The sequence below is a fragment of the Kitasatospora sp. NPDC006697 genome (assembly GCF_042869935.1).
GTDB lineage: Bacteria > Actinomycetota > Actinomycetes > Streptomycetales > Streptomycetaceae > Kitasatospora.
Map to the genome: position 1 here is coordinate 213,796 of NZ_JBIAGU010000009.1, position 17,045 is coordinate 230,840.

21 protein-coding genes are annotated in these 17,045 nt (G+C 71.8%); 5 read left to right on the plus strand and 16 right to left on the minus strand.

Annotated elements, in window-relative coordinates; all coding sequences use genetic code 11:
• Positions 1–55: 55 nt before the first annotated feature.
• Complete coding sequence (locus tag ACFYNO_RS15205; RefSeq protein WP_388011288.1) at positions 56–361, plus strand: MazG-like family protein; 306 nt, start codon at positions 56–58, stop codon at positions 359–361.
• Between the two features lie 91 nt (positions 362–452).
• Here ACFYNO_RS15205 and ACFYNO_RS15210 read toward each other — a convergent pair whose 3' ends face one another.
• The 7 genes from ACFYNO_RS15210 to ACFYNO_RS15240 form a co-directional block, all read right to left on the minus strand.
• Positions 453–1,088 (minus strand): hypothetical protein, encoded by a 636-nt coding sequence (locus tag ACFYNO_RS15210; protein WP_388011290.1) that lies wholly within the window; start codon positions 1,086–1,088, stop codon positions 453–455.
• Between the two features lie 239 nt (positions 1,089–1,327).
• Positions 1,328–1,957: a hypothetical protein gene (locus ACFYNO_RS15215; protein WP_388011292.1), complete on the minus strand. Its 630-nt coding sequence runs from the start codon at positions 1,955–1,957 to the stop codon at positions 1,328–1,330.
• Positions 1,958–2,026: 69 nt separating this feature from the next.
• Positions 2,027–2,584 carry a hypothetical protein gene (locus tag ACFYNO_RS15220; protein ID WP_388011294.1) on the minus strand — a complete coding sequence of 186 codons (558 nt, stop codon included), beginning with the start codon at positions 2,582–2,584 and terminating at the stop codon, positions 2,027–2,029.
• 257 nt (positions 2,585–2,841) lie between these two features.
• Positions 2,842–3,492: a hypothetical protein gene (locus ACFYNO_RS15225; RefSeq protein WP_388011296.1), complete on the minus strand. Its 651-nt coding sequence runs from the start codon at positions 3,490–3,492 to the stop codon at positions 2,842–2,844.
• Positions 3,493–3,645: 153 nt separating this feature from the next.
• Positions 3,646–4,476 (minus strand): hypothetical protein, encoded by an 831-nt coding sequence (locus ACFYNO_RS15230; RefSeq protein WP_388011298.1) that lies wholly within the window; start codon positions 4,474–4,476, stop codon positions 3,646–3,648.
• Between the two features lie 84 nt (positions 4,477–4,560).
• Positions 4,561–4,773 (minus strand): hypothetical protein, encoded by a 213-nt coding sequence (locus ACFYNO_RS15235; protein WP_388011300.1) that lies wholly within the window; start codon positions 4,771–4,773, stop codon positions 4,561–4,563.
• 72 nt (positions 4,774–4,845) lie between these two features.
• A complete protein-coding gene (locus ACFYNO_RS15240) occupies positions 4,846–5,304 on the minus strand; it encodes a hypothetical protein (RefSeq protein ID WP_388011302.1) in 459 nt (152 codons plus the stop codon).
• A 413-nt stretch (positions 5,305–5,717) separates the two neighbouring features.
• Here ACFYNO_RS15240 and ACFYNO_RS15245 point away from each other — a divergent pair, with 413 nt between their 5' ends.
• Together ACFYNO_RS15245 and ACFYNO_RS15250 are read left to right on the plus strand one after the other, a co-directional pair.
• Positions 5,718–6,242: a hypothetical protein gene (locus tag ACFYNO_RS15245; protein ID WP_388011304.1), complete on the plus strand. Its 525-nt coding sequence runs from the start codon at positions 5,718–5,720 to the stop codon at positions 6,240–6,242.
• A 51-nt stretch (positions 6,243–6,293) separates the two neighbouring features.
• On the plus strand, positions 6,294–7,784 hold the full coding sequence (locus ACFYNO_RS15250) for a hypothetical protein (RefSeq protein WP_388011306.1): 1,491 nt from the start codon (positions 6,294–6,296) through the stop codon (positions 7,782–7,784).
• Positions 7,785–7,879: 95 nt separating this feature from the next.
• Here the strand turns inward: ACFYNO_RS15250 and ACFYNO_RS15255 are convergent, their stop codons facing one another.
• The gene (locus ACFYNO_RS15255) at positions 7,880–8,455 is read right to left on the minus strand and encodes a hypothetical protein (protein WP_388011308.1); all 576 of its coding nucleotides are present in this window, start codon (positions 8,453–8,455) and stop codon (positions 7,880–7,882) included.
• A 301-nt stretch (positions 8,456–8,756) separates the two neighbouring features.
• Between ACFYNO_RS15255 and ACFYNO_RS15260 the strand changes: the two genes are divergently transcribed.
• Together ACFYNO_RS15260 and ACFYNO_RS15265 are read left to right on the plus strand one after the other, a co-directional pair.
• Positions 8,757–9,650, plus strand: a complete 894-nt coding sequence (locus ACFYNO_RS15260) for a hypothetical protein (RefSeq protein WP_388011310.1) — start codon at positions 8,757–8,759, stop codon at positions 9,648–9,650.
• A gap of 199 nt (positions 9,651–9,849) precedes the next feature.
• The gene (locus ACFYNO_RS15265; protein WP_388011312.1) at positions 9,850–10,440 is read left to right on the plus strand and encodes a hypothetical protein; all 591 of its coding nucleotides are present in this window, start codon (positions 9,850–9,852) and stop codon (positions 10,438–10,440) included.
• A 71-nt stretch (positions 10,441–10,511) separates the two neighbouring features.
• On the opposite strand, the gene ACFYNO_RS15270 is transcribed toward ACFYNO_RS15265, so the two are convergent.
• The 8 genes from ACFYNO_RS15270 to dndC form a co-directional block, all read right to left on the minus strand.
• Positions 10,512–10,811, minus strand: coding sequence for a hypothetical protein (locus tag ACFYNO_RS15270; RefSeq protein WP_388011314.1), 300 nt, complete (start codon positions 10,809–10,811; stop codon positions 10,512–10,514).
• Positions 10,812–10,841: 30 nt separating this feature from the next.
• Positions 10,842–11,255: a hypothetical protein gene (locus ACFYNO_RS15275; RefSeq protein ID WP_388011316.1), complete on the minus strand. Its 414-nt coding sequence runs from the start codon at positions 11,253–11,255 to the stop codon at positions 10,842–10,844.
• A 129-nt stretch (positions 11,256–11,384) separates the two neighbouring features.
• On the minus strand, positions 11,385–11,741 hold the full coding sequence (locus ACFYNO_RS15280; protein ID WP_388011318.1) for a hypothetical protein: 357 nt from the start codon (positions 11,739–11,741) through the stop codon (positions 11,385–11,387).
• A complete protein-coding gene (locus ACFYNO_RS15285; protein ID WP_388011320.1) occupies positions 11,741–13,597 on the minus strand; it encodes an RNB domain-containing ribonuclease in 1,857 nt (618 codons plus the stop codon). The genes ACFYNO_RS15280 and ACFYNO_RS15285 overlap by 1 nt, the downstream gene beginning before the upstream one ends.
• Before the next feature lie 142 nt (positions 13,598–13,739).
• Complete coding sequence (locus ACFYNO_RS15290) at positions 13,740–14,375, minus strand: hypothetical protein (RefSeq protein WP_388011322.1); 636 nt, start codon at positions 14,373–14,375, stop codon at positions 13,740–13,742.
• A gap of 37 nt (positions 14,376–14,412) precedes the next feature.
• The gene (locus ACFYNO_RS15295; protein WP_388011324.1) at positions 14,413–15,030 is read right to left on the minus strand and encodes a hypothetical protein; all 618 of its coding nucleotides are present in this window, start codon (positions 15,028–15,030) and stop codon (positions 14,413–14,415) included.
• 44 nt (positions 15,031–15,074) lie between these two features.
• Positions 15,075–15,464, minus strand: coding sequence for a hypothetical protein (locus tag ACFYNO_RS15300; protein WP_388011326.1), 390 nt, complete (start codon positions 15,462–15,464; stop codon positions 15,075–15,077).
• Positions 15,461–17,002, minus strand: coding sequence for a DNA phosphorothioation system sulfurtransferase DndC (gene dndC, locus ACFYNO_RS15305; protein ID WP_388011328.1), 1,542 nt, complete (start codon positions 17,000–17,002; stop codon positions 15,461–15,463). Before dndC ends, ACFYNO_RS15300 begins: the two co-directional genes overlap by 4 nt.
• Positions 17,003–17,045: the final 43 nt, after the last annotated feature.

Genomic DNA, 17,045 nt, shown 5'->3' on the forward strand with positions numbered 1-17,045 from the left:
TCCGCTGTTCCCAGTAGGCTGCGATAGCACCTGCCGTCCCGCCGCCGGAGAAGTCGTGAAAATCGCAGACGCCCAGAAGCTCGCCTGGGAGAACAAGACCCTGAAGGGGTTCAATCAGACGGACGTGCCTCTGGAGTTCGGCCTTCTGAGCGCCGAGGTAGGCGAAGCCTTCACGGCCTGGCGCAAGGGCCTTCCTGACCTCGGAGAGGAACTGGCCGACGTGTTCCTCTACCTCACCGCCCTCGCACAGATGACAGGCGTAGACCTGGACGCCGAGGTTGCCCGGAAGATCGAGAAGAACACGCGGCGCACGTACGAGCTCAACGAGCATGGAGCGCACATCCGAGTCAGCGACGAGTAGCACCGGTGGCTCGGTTTCGAGGAGGCAGTTTCTGTTCGGCCGAAAGGCTGTGGGGCGATGGCAAGCGCATGTCACTCGTGATCGTGGGGGTTCAGAAGACGCGGTGACCTTCCCGGAGTGCGTGGACGATCCGGTTCAGGGCGTGTGGGATGCGTCCGGACCCCGCAGCCGAGGCATCCGAGTCGGGTTCTGAGCTGGAGTACACCTGCGGCTCCTCGCCTCGGGCACGGAAGACGTGGAACTGCTGCTGGTTGATGTCCACGCCGTAGACGCACCGTGTTTCGACGCGGTCTGGTGCGAGGTGGTTGACCCTCAGTCCCAGTTCTGCGGCCCGCTGCTCGTACTCGGTGAGCGCGCGGTTGTTGGGGCGTGCCCAGCCTTCGAACATCAGGGCGGCGCCTGCCACGGGGGAGTCGGCGTAGTCGCGTCGCCGGAGGCCGGTCGGGGGGTGGGGAAGGTTTCTGGCGATGTTGACGAGTGCGTCGGCGGGGTTGATGTCCCGGCCGTTCCATGACCGGGTGGGGACCATGCGCAGCTCGATCGATCGCGAGTCGATGCTTTCCAGGTGCACGGTGAACAGGCGGGCAGGCCGATCCCACCCGCGCCGTTCCCCCTCCCTCGCCTCGATGGCGTGCAGCGCCGTGGCCATGGCGTCGGCGAGATCGTCCTGGAAGAGGCCCAGGGGCTTGCTCGGCATGAGGACGGTGCGCTTCTCCCAGGACTGCATGATCGCTCTCTTTTCTGTCGGCCCGGCGAGAGGGCGGATGGGGTCCGGCGGATGCTGGCCGGGCGATGGGGCGCGCCGGGCTGATCTACGCCGGGGGAGGGCCGGGTGGTCGCGGCCGGCATAAGTACACCCTACCCACATTCATAGTGTTAAGCAATATCTTTTGGGGTTTGATCTGCCTATCTGCGCTGATGGGCGTGGCTGCTCCGGTCGGAGCCGGAGCAGCCGGGAGGGGGTGGTCAGAAGACGGGGCGCCCCTCGCGGAGCGCGTGGGCGATCCGGCCGAGGCCGAGGGGAACGAGCCCGGCGCCTACCGTGGTCTGGTCGTGCTGGGCGGTGGAGAGCACCTGGGGCTGGTGGCCGCGGCGGCGTCGGACGTAGAACTCCTCCTGGTTGATGTCCACGGCGTAGACGAGGCGGCTTTCGATCCGGTCGGGGGTGAGGTGGTTGACGCGCTGGCCCTGCGCGTTCGAGCGCTTCTCGTACTCGGTTGGCTCCCGGTCGGCGGGCCGGTCCCAGCCTTCGAACATCGCGGCGATGCCGGCCACTGGGGCGTCGGCGTACGAGCGGTGCTTCACCTTGATCGGCACGGCGGGCAGGCGCCGGGCGGTGTGGGTGATCGCGTCGGCGGTGTTGCGGACCTGGGCTCCCCAGAGTCGGGCCGGGACCACGCGTAGCTCGATCGAGCGGGTGTCGAGGTCGGCCAGGTGGACGGTGAACAGTCGGGCGGGCTTGCCCCAGCCCCGGCGCTCTCCTTCTCGTTGTTCGATGGCGGCCAGGGCGGTGGCCATGGCGTCGGCCATCTTGTCCGCGCAGAGGCCGAGGGGTGTGGTCGGCATGAGGACGGTGCGCTTCTCCCAGTTCTCCATGGTGGTGCTTCCTTCGGGTGCTGGTGGTGTTCGTGCGGGGTGGGCGGTCGGCGGGGGCCTGCGCGAGGGTCAGGGCAGGTCGCGGTACCAGGTGAGGAACCCCTCGGCGTGGCGCTGGTCGAAGGTGACGGTCAGAGTGCCGTCGTCGGCGAGGTTCTGGGTGACGCCGTCCGCCGGGCTGGTGGGGGAGGTGGTGCGGGGCCAGAAGGCGACCAGGGCGAGCAGCGCCGCGGCGGTGGGACCTGCGGCGGTGAGCTTGAGCACGATGCTCAGCGCCTCGTCGTCGATGCCGAAGTCGATCGTGCTGCCCGGAAGGTCGGAGCGCAGCCGGCCGACGAGGTGCTGCTGGTCGGGGATGGTTGCGCCGAAGGCGTCGGCGTTGGCCTGGGCCTGGGCGGTGCGCTGGTAGAAGGTGTCGATCAGCTTCTGTGCGCTGGCGCGCAGTTCGGGGTCGGTGATCTCGTCCAGCGCGTGGACGGAGTGCTCCGTGGTTTGGGGCGCGGTGTGGGGGTGGAAGCCGGTGTCGCGGTGGGCTCCGTCGCCGTCGAGGAGGGTGAGGATCGCCAGGTTGGCGACGGGGTGGATGTTGATCGCCCACTGGGCGGGGAGGGGATGGGGGGTGGTCACGGCGGTCTCCAAGGTGGGTGCGGGTTGGTGGCGGGGCGGGGCGGGGGAGGCGGGGCGTAGTTGCCGTCCTTGCCCCGTGCTCGTCGTCGGCGCTGTGGTGGAGCTGCGGCGGCGGGTGGGAGTGCGGGGCTGCCGGCTGCGTTCCGCAACGTGGTCGGGTGCGGGTAACTGGTCTCGAGGGAGCGGGTCGCCGGGGAGTGGGACACGGTGCTCGGGTTCGTTCACGGGGGGTCGGGCTCCGGGTGGTGGGGCCGGGTTCAGAGGAGGCCGAGGGTGGGGAGCGCGCCCCAGCCTTCGTGGCGGATGTGCCAGGGGATCTCGGTGTCGGCCGGACGCCAGTGGCTGGCGGCGCGGGTGTGCTCGGGGGCGAGCCTGACCGTCATCTCGGTCCGCCAGCCGCGGTACTTGTCACGCTTGGCGTCCGGGTCGGTCACGGTCATCTGCACGCCGAGGTTGTCGACGACCCGGTCGCCGGCCCGGACCTTTTCGAGGAGGGCTGCCTCGACGTAGACCTGCGCGTTGCGGAACTGCTCGTAGAAGGCCTGGCGGCGCTGGAGGGCGCGGTGGGTGCTCGGGGTTCGGTCTTGTGGATCGCGGCCGTGGAGCTTGAGGAGTTCGCGGTAGTTGCGGAGGTAGGCGGTGCGCTGGGCGGCGGGGGTGTCCGGAGTGGAGAGCATGTCGGTGACCTCCAGGCGAAGGGTGTCGTAGATGGCCGCCTGGTGGATCGGGTAGAGGCAGAGGGCTACGTCCACTCCGAACGGGGTGGCGTAGACCCGCTGGACGGTGGAGCGCCTGCCGTAGTGGCCGCGTACGGATCTGCCGAGCCAGGGGGAGTCGGCGACGGGGTGCAGCTGGGCGTGGTGGAGGTGCTCGTAGGGGTCGAGGTCGCCGGGCGGCAGCGGGGACACGGGATTCTCCCTGGACGGTCGGTCGGATCGGGTCGTGGAGATCGGCTTTCCGGGCCGCGGCTGTTCCTCGTGGGCCGCAGCCGGCCGGAGCGCCGCGCTGGTGCTGGGGCGGAGGCCCCCCCGAGGTGGAGGTGCGGACGCGGACCGGCGGGGTCAGATGCCGGAGCGCAGCGCCAGGCGCAGCGCGTCGTAGACCGCGGCGCGCCGCTCGGCGTCGACGTGGTCCGCGAAGGCGACGTGGACGCGGATGGCGGCTTCGTCGTCTTCCCACCGGGTGAGGGGCTCGGGCTCGGGCACCAGGTCGTTGGTGGCCAGCCCGATGGCCCATCCGCCGAGGTCGGGTGCCTTGTCGAGGAGCTGCCGCACAGCGTTGTAGGCGGTGCTGGCCGCCTCGTCGCCGAGGGACTGCCAGGTGCGCGGCTCGTCGGTGTCCGCGGTGTGGGGGATCGGCTGGTCGCAGAGGCTCTCGCCGACGCCGGACTGGGAGTCGAGGGCGAGCAGGAGCATGTGGTGGACCGTGGCGGCGGCGTGGTGAAGATCAGTGGCTGTGTAAGGCGGGAGCGCGGGCGGCCCTGGTGGGGTGCCGGCGTCGGCCTCTTCGTTCTCTGCTTCGCCTTCGGCTTCGGCGCGGTCGGCGCAGTTGCCGCACAGCCCTGCCCACCCTTCGCCGTCCGCGGTGGATTCTTCGCAGTCCTCGGCCGAGCAGAAGTGCTCCTCGTAGGTCGCGGTCGGGATGAACCGCATGGCCGCGCTGGGGCTGGTGAGGGTGAGGACGCCCTCCTCGAAGAGGTGCACGGCGGCGTCGTAGCGGCGACCGCGCCGCACGGTGTGCCAGACGTCGATGCCGTGGAGCTGGTGGTGTTCGGCGGACTCGGGCCGGTCCCAGGTGTTCCCGTCACGGAAGTGGACGACGTACTCGGAGTCGAAGTCGATCGCGGCCCGGACCTCGGCGGCGGTTGCGGGGGAGGGGGTGTTCGCGGGCATGGAGCGTCTCTCAAAAGGGATTCGGGGTGAGCGAAGGGGCGGGGGTGCTGCCGGGCGGCCTCGGGCCGCCCGGCAGCGGGCGGGTCAGATGCGGGTGACGCTGTCGCCGCCGTCGGTGAGGACCAGCATCAGGCGGCGGTGGTCGTGCGGGGCGTCCCAGGCGACGCCGAGCTGCCGGATGAGCGGGTGGGGATGCCAGTGGGTGACGGTGCCGGTCGCCCCGGCGGGGATGGGGTCGTGCTCGTCGGTGCACAGGATGACCTTGATGCGGTCTCCGGGCGTGAACTCGGGCTGCACGTCTGCTCCTTCGATGAGAGGTGGCCGGGGCGCTGCGGGACGGCGCGGCCGCGGGCGCGGTGGCGGTCGGGTTCAGCGGTGTTCGGTCTCGCCCTTGTTGTCGACTTCGACGAGCAGGAGCCGGGGCCGGTCGGCCTCGTGGTCGATGTGCACGTACGGGACCAGGTGCTCGCCCTTCCAGTCCTGGCGGAGCCGTACCAGCACGCTGACGCCGTAGACCCGCAGCTCGTAGGTGTCGCTGGGGCTCCCGCTGTCGGGGTCGGGGTCGGCTTCGACGATGGCCAGGGTGGCCCGGCGTGCCTGGTAGGTGGTGCTGCGGCGGCGCAGCGGCATGGTGGTGGCGAAGACGTAGACCGCGACGCTGGAGAGGGTGGCGGCCATCAGGGCGTCGGCGGCGGTGTGCGGCTCGTAGAGCCAGGAGCTGGCGAGGGCGACGGCGGCGCTGGGCAGGGCGCACAGGACGCTCCAGCGCCACCAGCGGGCGGATGAGGTCCGGCCAGCGGGTGCGGAGCGGCGGGCGGTCTCGGGCACGGATGCCTCCAGAAGTGGGCGGGCCAGAAGGCGCGGAGAAGAGGAGGGAGTCGCACGGCCCGGGCCCGGATGGGGCACTCGTTCGCCCGGCGACACCTCAAACAATACATAGACTCATAGAGTTAAGCAACTTGATGTCGAACCCCCTCCCTCCGCACCCCTGCCGCGCCCGGCCGGCGGCGCGTTGCACGATCGACCTCCCGCTTGGCCGGCGGCGCTGCGCGGGGGTCGACGTTGGCCGTCGGTGCCATTCTCTGGCGTGCAGGGTGGTGGTCGACGGCAGGGGCGAGGGCTGGAGTACCGCTATGTTGCTTAAGTCTATGAGTTGCCTTATGTTTGGGGAGTCGCGGACCCCGAGTTGCACGCCCTCCTCCCGGCAATCACGCACTCACCACCCATGAGGAAGATCCGTCATGCCTGATGCACCCGAGTACACGCCGTACAGCATCTACGTGCTGGAGCCGCACGCTGACTATGCGACCGCCGAGAACGGCCACATCCCGATCGAAGCCATTGCCGAGCGCGTCTACGGCAAGCCGTACAGCTCGCTGAGCGGATGCCGACGGGACGAGGAGCACATCCGCAATGACAGCGTGAAGCTGTACGAACTCACCTCCGACGATGACTACCTGGAAGCACTCGAAGCGTTCGACGACACCGAGATCTATCTGGGCTGGGACTCCCGTACCCGCGAGAGTGTCGTCAAGACCGGCATGACGGAGCTGAACTACTGGCTGAGCATCCGGATCGCCGACGAGACCACCCCAGCCACCGTCGAGGCGAACCCGCCTGAAACGCAAGACCTTGAGAACGCCGTGTTCGAGAGCCGATTCTTCGCCGATCGCGCCTTCTCCCCGTCGCTGAAACTGATCCTCGCCGATCTCATCCGACGCGGCGAACTGCCGCGCGGCAACTACCTGTTCCGGCACTGGTGGTGACCGGAGCGGAACGAAGACCAACGCCACGAAACCCCACCCTGGAAGGCCCCGATGTCCCTCACGCGCCCGGTCGTAGAACTCCGGACACTGCTGCACGACGCGCTCTCGGCCGCGCTCGCCACCGACGCCCTCACCCTCCCGGCCCCGCTGATGTACACCCCCGGCGTCCACCGCCCGGCTCTGTACCTGGAGAGCACCGTCGTACGCGGACGGCCGGGCGAGGGCAAGACGTTCTGGGCCAGGGCCCTGACGGACCCGCAGCTGCGCGCCGTCGCCGCGCGGGAGTACCGGATGCCCAAGCTGGAGCGGACGGAGGCGGTCACCGCCTTTGGGGCGCGGCCCGACGCCGGCCAGCCGACCGCAGGGGAGCTGCGTGCCCTGACGGGACGGGGTGTGCCGCCGACCGTCCTGTGGAGTGCCGTCGCGCTGACCGCGCTCGGCGTTCCGGACCTTGCCGCCCTCACCACCTGGACCGAGCGCGTCGACTGGCTGACCCGCAACCCCGGGGCCGTCGAGCGGTCGCTGGCCGAACTCGAAACCGCCGCGCGCGGCGACGACACCGTGCGGCTCGTCCTGTTCGACGCCCTGGACCAGCTCCACCCCGACCGGGTACTGGCCGAGCACCTGGCCTCCGGCATGCTCAACCTCGCCGTCACCCTCTCGCGCCGCACCACCCGGCTGCGCGCGAAGGTGTTCATCCGCCCGGACATGCTCGACGGAGCCCTGACCGGCGTCCCGCGCCCGGACCGCGGCTTCCTGACCGGCCGGGCCGCCGACCTCTCCTGGGGCCGGTACGACTACCTCGGCCGGACCGGCAGGACCGAGCTGTACGGCCTGTTCATCCACCTCCTGGGCAACCACGACAGCGCGCAGGCCGCCGCCTTCCGCGCGGCCTGGCCCACCTGGGAGCAGAGCCAGGACGGCCGGTTCCTCGCCCCCTCCGGGCTGAGCTGCGACCCGAAGACGCAGGAGGAGTTCTTCACCACCCTCGCCGGCCGGTTCATGGGCACCAACGCCCGCACCGGCTACACCTACAACTGCCTGCCCAACCGCCTCCAGGACGCGCTGGGAGTGATCACTCCGCGCCCGTTCCTCACCGCGCTGGCCACCGCCCTTGAGGAAACCGGTCTCCACCACCCCGGACACGACCGGCCGCTGCACCACGACGATCTGCGGCACAGCGTGCGCTGCGGGGCGCGGGCCACCGAACTCCACCGGGCGCTGCCGTGGGTCCGCCTCGCTCTGGAGCCGCTCGCCGGGCAGCAGGTCCCGATCTGGGAGGAGGACGTGTTCGCCCTGTGGCAGCGCAGCGGCCTGGCCGACCGGCTCCAGGAATCCGCCCGGGAGGCCGGGAACGGCACCGGCCGCGCCCGGACCGGCCCGCGCAGCGCCGCCAGCCTCCCACAGCTGTTGGAGGAGCTGGTCGACGCCGGAGTGATGAGCCGCCGCAGCAGCGGACAGCTCGACATGCCCGACGTCTACCGGGTCGTCTACGGCCTCGGCCGCCGCGGAGGAGTCAAGCGGGCCGCCACCACCGCATAGCCCCGCCTCGACCGGCTCCGGCCACCGCGCCGGCCCGTCCCCGGACCGGCACAGGCCCCTGCGGAAGTCCGCAGTGAGCCGCCACCGGTGGCGGCTTACTGCGGCTCGCCGCTCCGCGGCTTCGGGCGGGTCCGCGCAACCAGCCGCTCCATCCCCTCGCGCACAGCCTCCGGGACGGCGGGAAGAAGAAGGTACGGGGCCAGGCTCCGGTCCCGCTGCGCCCGCATGGCGGCGACGACCTGTTCCTTGCGTTGCAGGTTCCGGCGCCGTTCCGTCGCCTCGTAGTTCCTGAGCGCCAGCTCGGTGGGCGACAGGTCGCCCAGGTCGACCGGCAGCACCTGCCGGCCCCGGGCCCACACACCGACGTCGGCCACCGTGACCGTCTTCTCCAAGCCCCCGCGGACCAGCCCGAGCAGCGCCACCGACGGCTGCATGTCCAGTGACGGGGCACCTCCCGCTACGGCCGGGGCCGGGAAGGGCTGGGGGTGTGGCTCGGTGAGCATCCGCACGGCTTCCTCACGGCCGGCCTGGTCGAGCCTGGCGGGCAGCCGGCCCGCGTCGGCCGCGGCCTGCACGCGCTGGAGGGCCTTCTGGTAGCCGCAGCCGGTCGAGCTGTTCAGCAACCGGGCGATGCGCTGGTGGTTGCTGGTGTTGGGCGAGGACGGGGCCACCGCTTCTCCTTCGTCGCGTCCCGGCACTGCGGTTCGTCCCACCACGAGCAGGCCAGGGTGCGGTTCGGAAGAGGCACCGGTCATCGCTCGCATCCGCGCGGCAGCACGATTCACCGCAATCCCGGGGGTGGGCCCGAGCCGGCGCGCACAGCGAGGTGCGCTGTGCCGAGCATAGCGATCGGCGCCGACACCGCCAGGGTCCTGTCCGCCAGCAGGCCGCGGACAGCTGGTCACACCGCAGGCCCTTCTCACACCTCTAGTGGGCGTACCGCTCCTCACCCACCGGACGAAGGGCCTTCCCGTGACCGACACCGTGCTCGACCTCCCCAGCTCCGAGGACTGGCTCGACGACGCCGTAGCAGCCGTGATCTCCTACTCCCGCCTCCCCGCCTCCTCGGCCTGGGCCCGCAGGGAGGCCGCCCGCCGGCTGCTGCGCTCGCCCAACATCCACCCCGTCCTCGAGCGGGCCGCCTTCACCTCGCTCACCCGCGGCGCGGTACTGGAGATCGCCGGCTACGACATCGCGGACCACCTCGATCGGCCGTGGACAGCCCGCGCGGAGCACTGGGCGGAGGTGATCCGCCCCTCCTGGCAGGAGTCCGCCGAACTGCTCTCCGACATCGCCTGGAAGGGCCGGCAGTCCGGCAGCAGCGCGCTCACGCACCTGACGGCCGAGCAGGTCCTGGGCGCCGCGCCGCCGCTCACCGTGCGGACCCGGCTGCACCTGTACGGCCTCGGCCTGCGGTACGACTTCCGCTGCCAGGCGCTGACCGACCTGTTCGACCACCGCGGCCGGACCGTGGACCTGGACCCCTTCAGCCGGTCCCTACACGCCTTCGCCCTCCTCGGCCGCTCCGATCCGGCCGCGCTCGACCTCATCGACCCGCTGCTGGAGGAGTCCGGGAACCACCCCAAGGTCTTCCACGCGCTGCTGCACGGCTTGTGGCTCGGCCATGACCTCCCCGGCCAGCCCCACCGGATCCTCGAACTCCTCAACCGGCCGCCGTTCAACCAGCGCCCCGATGCCGTCGCGCTCTTCCGCCAGGCAGCGGCGCTGCGCCGGCTGCGTCGTTTCGACGAAGCCCTGGCCTCCATCGGGCAGGCGCTGGAGGCCCTGCCGGTGGATACCGACGCCGCCGTCCACGGCGACCTCGTCCGCGAACGCGCACTGATCCTCAGCGCCCGCGAGACCTGACCACCACCCGCCCGCGGCGGCCCGCGCACCGGCTCAAGCCGGCGCCCGGGCCGCACCCATGTCCGGGCCGCACTCCACCTACCCCGCCCCGGCACCAGCGGGCGCACCGATATCCCGGCCGGGCCTGACGGTGCGGTGCCGTAAGGTGCTACGGCCAGCAGAAACAGAGGAACCGGCCCGGCCGGGCACAGGGGGAGAAGTGACCTTCAGCTCGCGCATTCCGGTCTCGGCCGACGCACACGGCGAGCCGGACTACACCGCGCCGGCGGGCGGGATCGCGGTGGGCACGGTCTGGGTCACCATGATCACGGCCATGTACTTCGCGCTCGAGTCCCGGCTCTTGCACGACCACCGCAACGTGGCCCTCGCCGTGGTGGTCGCCGTGACGGTCACCGCGTCGCTTGGGGTGTTCCTCGGGGCCAGGGCGTTCTTCCGCCGCTTCGGCGCGCACTGGTGGCACATCATCCTCGCCACGGTGGTTCTGTGCTGGGTGGGAGCGCAGGCTCCGGACGCCGCCGCGTACGTGTTCCCCGACCCGATGGCGCGCTACCACCGGGAGCTGGGCGGTCCGGGCCAGTGCCTGCACAGCACCCCGTACGCCAGCGACCGAGGGTTCCCGAGGTCCTCGCAGGTCACCTACGACGACCAGACCGCGGGCCGGATGACGGTCGCCCCGCTGGACAAGACCTACCCGCCGCTGGTGCTGGACCACGCTGTCCGCGGCGGGCTGCACGCGTTGACCCCGGCCGACGAGAAGGCCCGGCAGATCCTGGAATCGTACGGCTGCTGAACCCGTCCCCGGTCTAGATGCGTCGTCCGCGCAGACCACGCCACGGCGGCCCGGTGCGAAACGCCACGGGGTCAGACGGGATCGGTGTACGAGACCGGCTTGCCGGCGGCGCGGGCGTACGCGATCTCCCTGCTCGTGGACTCACCGATATACCCACCAGGGTTGACGACCAGCACCCGGTCAGCCAGGTCGATCTTGCGCAAGTGGAGAGCGTCCAGCACGGTCTTCTGCTCGTCGGTGACCGGTCCGTCCGCTTCGCCAGGCGCGACAACGATGACACCCGCGAAGGTCAGATCACGGTTCGCCACACGCATCTCGTCCACGAACCGGGCAGAGCCGCAGATGCAGACAATCTCGGGTCGGTCCGGCACGGCTCAGTCCTTCGGTCGAATGGAAAACGGCTACCGGCCGACCTGCGGGTCGACGCGTCCCTCGTCGAGTGCGGCGAAGCGCTCCTGAAGCTCGCCGGTGGTCTCGGCCTGGGCGATCCGTACGGGGAACGCCTCCCACAGTGCCGTCGCGTCGATCTCCCGCTCCACGACGTGGCCCGCGGCGAGCTGGTCGAACTCCGGCCCGGTTAGTTCGAGCACGGGGCCGATCGCCATCAGGCCCATGTCGGGGTGGGCCGCCATCCAGTCCCCGTCGAGGAGGGACAGCGGCCGAGGGCAGACATCGAGCCGGGCGAGGTCGAGGTGGACCGGCGTGCCCGCGCGCAGCTCTGCGACGGTGGCGGACTCCAGGCCCGCCAGGACACCTCGGCGGCCGTCTGGCGAGAGGTAGTCCCTGCCGACGGCTGACGGCTGCGCGGTCACCATGCCCCCTTGGAATTCATGCCGGTCCGAAGTCCACCGGCCGGCTGCGGCCATCGTACGGGCTGGGGCACGGACGGCGGACCGGAACGGGCCGGCGGCAACCGCGCCGAATGCCAGCCAGCTGTCTCGCCGTCACACCGGGAACGGCAACGGGTGTTGGCCGCGGCCGGCCGCCATCTGCGCCCGGCGTTCGGCAGCGGCGGTCCGCCACCGCTCGGGGTCGCGGTCTCGCCCGGCCCGCTCGGCGCACCGGGCGCACTCGGCCTTCCGCAGGGCGTTGTCCATCACGCGGGCCAGGCAGCTGCCGCCGCAGGCCAGGTCAAGCCACCCGGTGGGCCGCCCCGCCCGGGTCAGACGAGGACGGGCCCGGTGGTCGAGCCGACCGCCGGTCACCCGGACCACGAGCGGCCACGGATCCACCGCGGCCGCCGCCGGCGTCTCCCGCCCCGTCCCACGTACGGGCTCGGCCCGCGGAGTGGGCGCGGACATCAGCCGACGTGCGCGGCCCGCGCCGCGTCGACCCGATCCACCAGACCGGCCGCCGCTGCCGTCTTGGCCGCCGCCTTGGTCGGGGCCGACGCGGAGCCGACGACGGTTGTGCCGTCGTGGGTGGCCTGGGCGGTGCACGTGAACGTCGGGAGGTGGCTGGGGCCCTTGGAGGTCATCGTGTAGCTCAGGCCGCTGATGACCTTGATCTGCTGGTACTCGTTGAGGACCGAGATGGGCGAACGCCCCTCCGCCGTTTCTGCGGCGGGTTCGGCGGCCGGGGGTTGCGCGGCTTCGGGGACGGGCTGTGCGAGGTCGAGGGAGGGGTCGGGCAGTTCGGTGAGCGCGGCGAGCAGGCTGAGCGCGGCCTGGTGCCGGGCGCCCTTCTTCGTAGACGCGGACCGCCGGGCTCCCTCGACCGGGCTCTCGGCCGCCGACCACGACGCCTGCGCGTAGAAGACGGTATTGGGGCTCTGGCCGACGGTCTTGTCCGTGAACTCGACCGGAGGCAGGGCGTTGACCTGCGCGTGGACGGACAGGATGGACACGGCCGTCTCGGGTGCGGCCGCGATGGCGTTGAGGCAGGCGCTGCGCCCCGACTCCCATCCGGGCCCGCCCGCGACGAGCAGCACCATCTGGAGTTCCAGCAAGGTGAGTTGCCCTGCGGCGGCCCGCCGGGAGGTCTCGGCGACCAGGGGCGCGCCGGCGATGCCCTCCTTGCAGCCGCGCTTGAGGAGGGTGTGGAACGCCGGGGCGTCGAGGCCGGTGTAGTCGGCCTCCGCCGCCGCGGCACCGCGGCGGGCCGCGGAGTGCGCGGCCGACTTGCGGGAGTCGTGCTCGGCCTCGCGGTCCTGCCGGGCGCCGGTGTTCAGCGCCTTGCCGATCGCGGCCAGGGCGTCCTGCCCGTACGGGGAGTCGGCGCCGTCCAGGTAGCTGGAGATGACCCGCTGCACGACCAGGTCGGCGTAGCGCCGCAGGGGCGAGGTGGCGTGGAGGTAGCCCGGCAGGTTCAGGCCCCAGTGGCCGCCCATGAACGGCGCGTACTCCGCGGCCTTGAGGGTCATCAGGGTGCGCTCGCGCAGTGCCTCCAGCCGGGCGGCGGACCCGTCGGTGAAGGCGACGTCGAGATCGTCCAGCAGGGTCTGGCGCGGGGCGGCGACGCGGCCGGCGGCGTGGTTGCGGAACAGCAACGGGAGGTCGTGCCCTGCCGCCCAAGAGGCCAGCGCGGTGTTCGTGGCGATCATGCACTCCTGGACGATCTTGTAGCCGACGGTCCGCTCGTAGGAGGCGAGCCGGACCACGACGCCGTCCTCGCTGGTCGCCCACCCGCTGAGGAGGTCGTACAGGGCGAGCGCCCCCTGCCGGCGCCGGCGAGCGAGCAGGACCTCGCTCAACGCCGCTGCCTCGCGCAGGACCTCGTGAAGGGGATGCGCGCGGTCGCGGACCGCCTCGGCAGCCTGGGAGTGACTCAGCGCCACCAGGCCGCTCACCGTCGCCCGTTCGACGTCCACCTGCCCGACCTGCCCGTCCGGAAGGACGTGCAAGCGGATCGCGATCGCGGCGCACGGCCGTCCCTCGGCCAGGGTCAGCCGGGCCTCCACCGGCCGGGGCAGCATCTTCTGGGTGCCCCGCCAGCCCCCGTACGCCGACTCGCGCCGCGCGAACGCTTCCCGGTCGACGGCGCTGCCCGGCGCGACGCCGGAGGCTACGTCGGCGACGTAGACGGTCAGGCGCCATCCGTCACCGACGCGCTCGACGCCGATGGCGTCGTCGCGGTCGACGGAGCCGGGGCGGTCGATCATGACGGCAGGGGCCGGTCCGGAGAGGACGGAGGGCTCGGCGGTCAGAGGCTGAGACAACGGTTCGATTCCTTCGTACATGGAGTGGCCAGGTCGTTGGGGGTGCTGCTTCCGGGCAGCCCGTCCTCCGCATCATGTCCAACGACGTTGTCGGCGCCGGGGATTCGGCTCCTGGCGAATGGCGGAGGGCGGGTTCGGGGGATCAGCTGGAGGGCGTGCGGCTCAGCGGCCCCGCGGATTCGGGACGGCGACGGGCCCGGTGCGGGAGCGGCCGGCCTATGTCGGCGACCGCGGCGGCGGGTAGCCCCTCACGCAGGATCGGGAGGAGGGTGGCGTACTGATTGAGGATCCCGTCGCCGTACAGGGGGTGCGGCCACATCTCGGGGTCCGCGAAGGGGATGCCGAGGTAGGCGCAGCCCGAACCGGCTGGCCAGGTCGGGTCGATGGCGCGGGTGCCGTCGGTGGCCCAGGCGTGGGGGGCGTGGTGGACGGCGCTGTCGACGGTGCAGCTGCCGTACCCCTCGACGTACACCAGAGCCGGGTCCTCCTGGTCCGCGATCGTCTGAGCGGCGTTGGTGTAGCAGAAGGTCACCATGAGCGGGCCGGCTCCGGGCGGAAGCGGGGCCGGGGTGAAGAGCCGGCCGGCATCGAGGAGCAGCTGGAAGGGGGAGGGGTACCTCCACCCGTCCAGTACCGGCTCGGAGGTCGGGTCGACTTCTGCGGCGCGCTGCCGGAGGTAGCGGATCAGGGCGGTCTCGGCAGGGGCCAGGAGGCCGCCAGCGGCCGGGGCGGGGCCGGGCCGGGGCCGGTCGGCCGCATCGGGCGACCGTTCGTTCATCGTGCTCTCCTGCGTGGTCGGATTGCCCGGGGCGGGCTCAGGCCGGTGCCGCGGCGGCCGTCGGGGCGGCCGGGCCGGAAGGGGCGTCGTAGGCGGGCCAGGCCGGGGGAGCGGCCAGTGTCCATTGCTGGGGGAAGTACGGGTCGGAGGGCGGGGCGTGGAGCAGCGGCCGGCCGTCGGAGGTCAGCTGGGCGCGGGTGACGAGGTGGGCGCTGCTGCGGGTGGCCGGCCCGGACAGGTGCGGACAGGCCGCTCGCGCCAGATCCCTGCACTCCTGGTGCAGCGCGGCCTGCAGCACCACGCCGGCGGGCGTGGCCAGCACCCACGCCTGCTCGGGGAGGAGGTCTCCGCACACCTGGCAGCGCCACTCGTTGTGGGCGCGGGCCAGGAGCCGGGAGTCCATGGCGCGCCACCACACCCGCGCCGTGCTCCACGGGGTCACCCAGGGAACCGGGAGGCCCTGGCGGATCGGCCGGGGCAGCCCGGTGACCGGAGCGAGCAGCATCCCGGCCTCCTCCAGCGCTCTCCACACCGGCTTGTCCATCCCGAGGAACGCGCACTGCCCGTTGCCGCAGGCGAAGACGGCAGCGTCGGGGTCGTACTCCAGTCGCTCGGCGCAGTCCGGGCAGGCCGGGTCGGGCTCGGCGGTCGTCATGCCGTCGCTCTCCTGCTCGTTGAAGGTCTTCCGCTGCCCGGTCGCTACAGTCGCTGCGCCGTGGGCGCGGCCGGGTGGCACGGGGCGGTCCAACAGGTGTAGGTGACCTGGGTCCAGCCGGTGAGCTTGGCCGGATCGGCCCAGGCGGCGGGGTCGACGGTGTAGCCCACTGCGGGCAGGCGGTTGGTCGCCTCCTTGAGGGGCGGGACGGGCTGGGGCTCCGGACTCGCGGCGATCAGGTGGCGCCCGGGGCTGTCCGGGTCGGCGACGGCGAGGGTGTCGGCCGGGCCGAGGTCGAGTGCGTCGACGACGACCTCGGTGCCCGGGGCGACGACGATCAGCTGCCAGCGTTCCTGGTGCACGGCCAGCTCGGCCATGTACAGCGCGGGCAGGCCCTGGCGGTCGGGGTGCGATGCGGCCGGCTGCTGGGTCACGAACTCTCCTTCGATGCGTACGGGTTGTCGTCCTCGCCCGCGTCCGGGGGCTCGGGGCCGCTCTGATCGTAGAGGCCGGAGCGGATCTGATCGCGGGTGAGCGCGTACTGGAGGGCGTCGTCCTCGTCGTCGAACATGTACCGCGCCACGGTCTTCTCCAGGGCCTCGAAGTACCCGGCGCGGCGCCCGGCGGTGCGGAAGCGGCGCTCCAGCCCGAGCAGTGCGCGAACCCCCTGGTACTGGCTCTCGTCGCCGTCGCAGACCTCCCGCAGTACGGCCATCGCGTCGGCGTCGAAGCCGACGCCGCCGTCCAGGACGGCCGGGCCGGGGAAGGGCTCGCCTGTCTCCTCCTGGTAGATGGCGGGCAGCGTGTCCTCGACCTCGTGCTTGACGACCACCCACTCGTGACGGATCGCGTGCAGCTCCTCCATGCTGATCAGGGCCAGGTCGCGCACGTACTCGGGGCCGCGGGTGCGGATCTCGTGCTGGGCGCGCAGCAGCCGGCGCAGCCAGTCCTCCCGGGCGCTCTGGGTGTAGGGGCCATGCACCAGCCGGCCGTGGAAGAGCATGAGCGTCCCGTTCGTCCTGCGGTAGTCGCGAAGATGCCGGTCGTCGTCGATGTCGAGCGCGTTGCGCAGCTCCAGCAACGGGCGCATCCAGACGTTGTCGTCGTCGTTGGCGATCATCGCCTTCAAGGACTTGTCCTGGCTGACCATCGTGCACGTCCAGCACCCGAACCGGCTGTCGCCGCACGACGGGGTGGTGGTGTCGACCACCAGCGGGCACTCGGAGTCCGGGCTCGCCCCCTGGTACAGGCCCAGCAGGTCCTTGTGACTGTGCCCCCACGGGTTGTCGTACTGCATCAACAAGATCCACACCTCGTCGTTGGTCAGAGCCTCGATCGGGCTGTAGACCAGCGAGTTCGGCAGGTCGCCGTTGGGCGAGAGCCGATCGCGCACGCGGCCCTTCTCGTGGCGGGCCATGGACTTGGCCCGTGCCGCGCTCTCCGCCTTGCGGATGCCCAGCACGAGGATCGCTTCGCCGTGGGCGGCGACGACGGAGCGGATGAACCGGGTCGACGGCTTGATCTTGAGCCGCTCGGTGCACCACCGGAACTTCGGCCGCGGCGCCGCGTAGCCACGGCCGATCAGGCACATCCAGAAGCTGTCCTCGACGGCCGGGGTGAGCCGGTGCACCTCGATCGGCAGCTGCTGGGCGGCGGCCCCGCGCATCGCGTCCAGGGACCGGCCCACCCACGCGGCCACCAGGGGGTTCTCCACCAGGGTGTCGGTGGAGATCACGTGGACGGTCTTGGTCCGCTCCTCCGGGGGCAGCGAGGCCAGGGCCCACCAGACGAGGGCGGCGACCAAGGTGCTGTCCTTGCCCCCGCTGTAGCCGATCACCCAGGGCACCTGGTCGGCCCGGTACAACTCCCGGATCTCCTCCAGGATCTCCTCCAGGAACTGGTGAGGGGTGAGGTCGCCGAACGGGCTGCGGCGCGTCGGGCCGAGGCCGGGCAGCAGGACGGGCGGGGGCATGGCTGACCTTTCGGTACGCGGGGGCGGTGGCGGCCGGCTCTGC

What these genes read in the sequence shown, in the direction of transcription:
- ACFYNO_RS15295 (WP_388011324.1), bottom strand. Translation starts at nt 15,030, where the DNA reads ATGACGACCGCCGAGCCCGACCCGGCCTGCCCGGACTGCGCCGAGCGA.
- ACFYNO_RS15280 (WP_388011318.1), bottom strand. Translation starts at nt 11,741, where the DNA reads ATGTCCGCGCCCACTCCGCGGGCCGAGCCCGTACGTGGGACGGGGCGG.
- dndC (WP_388011328.1), bottom strand. Translation starts at nt 17,002, where the DNA reads ATGCCCCCGCCCGTCCTGCTGCCCGGCCTCGGCCCGACGCGCCGCAGC.
- ACFYNO_RS15245 (WP_388011304.1), top strand. Translation starts at nt 5,718, where the DNA reads ATGCCTGATGCACCCGAGTACACGCCGTACAGCATCTACGTGCTGGAG.
- ACFYNO_RS15230 (WP_388011298.1), bottom strand. Translation starts at nt 4,476, where the DNA reads ATGCCCGCGAACACCCCCTCCCCCGCAACCGCCGCCGAGGTCCGGGCC.
- ACFYNO_RS15275 (WP_388011316.1), bottom strand. Translation starts at nt 11,255, where the DNA reads ATGGTGACCGCGCAGCCGTCAGCCGTCGGCAGGGACTACCTCTCGCCA.
- ACFYNO_RS15215 (WP_388011292.1), bottom strand. Translation starts at nt 1,957, where the DNA reads ATGGAGAACTGGGAGAAGCGCACCGTCCTCATGCCGACCACACCCCTC.
- ACFYNO_RS15250 (WP_388011306.1), top strand. Translation starts at nt 6,294, where the DNA reads ATGTCCCTCACGCGCCCGGTCGTAGAACTCCGGACACTGCTGCACGAC.
- ACFYNO_RS15210 (WP_388011290.1), bottom strand. Translation starts at nt 1,088, where the DNA reads ATGCAGTCCTGGGAGAAGCGCACCGTCCTCATGCCGAGCAAGCCCCTG.
- ACFYNO_RS15290 (WP_388011322.1), bottom strand. Translation starts at nt 14,375, where the DNA reads ATGAACGAACGGTCGCCCGATGCGGCCGACCGGCCCCGGCCCGGCCCC.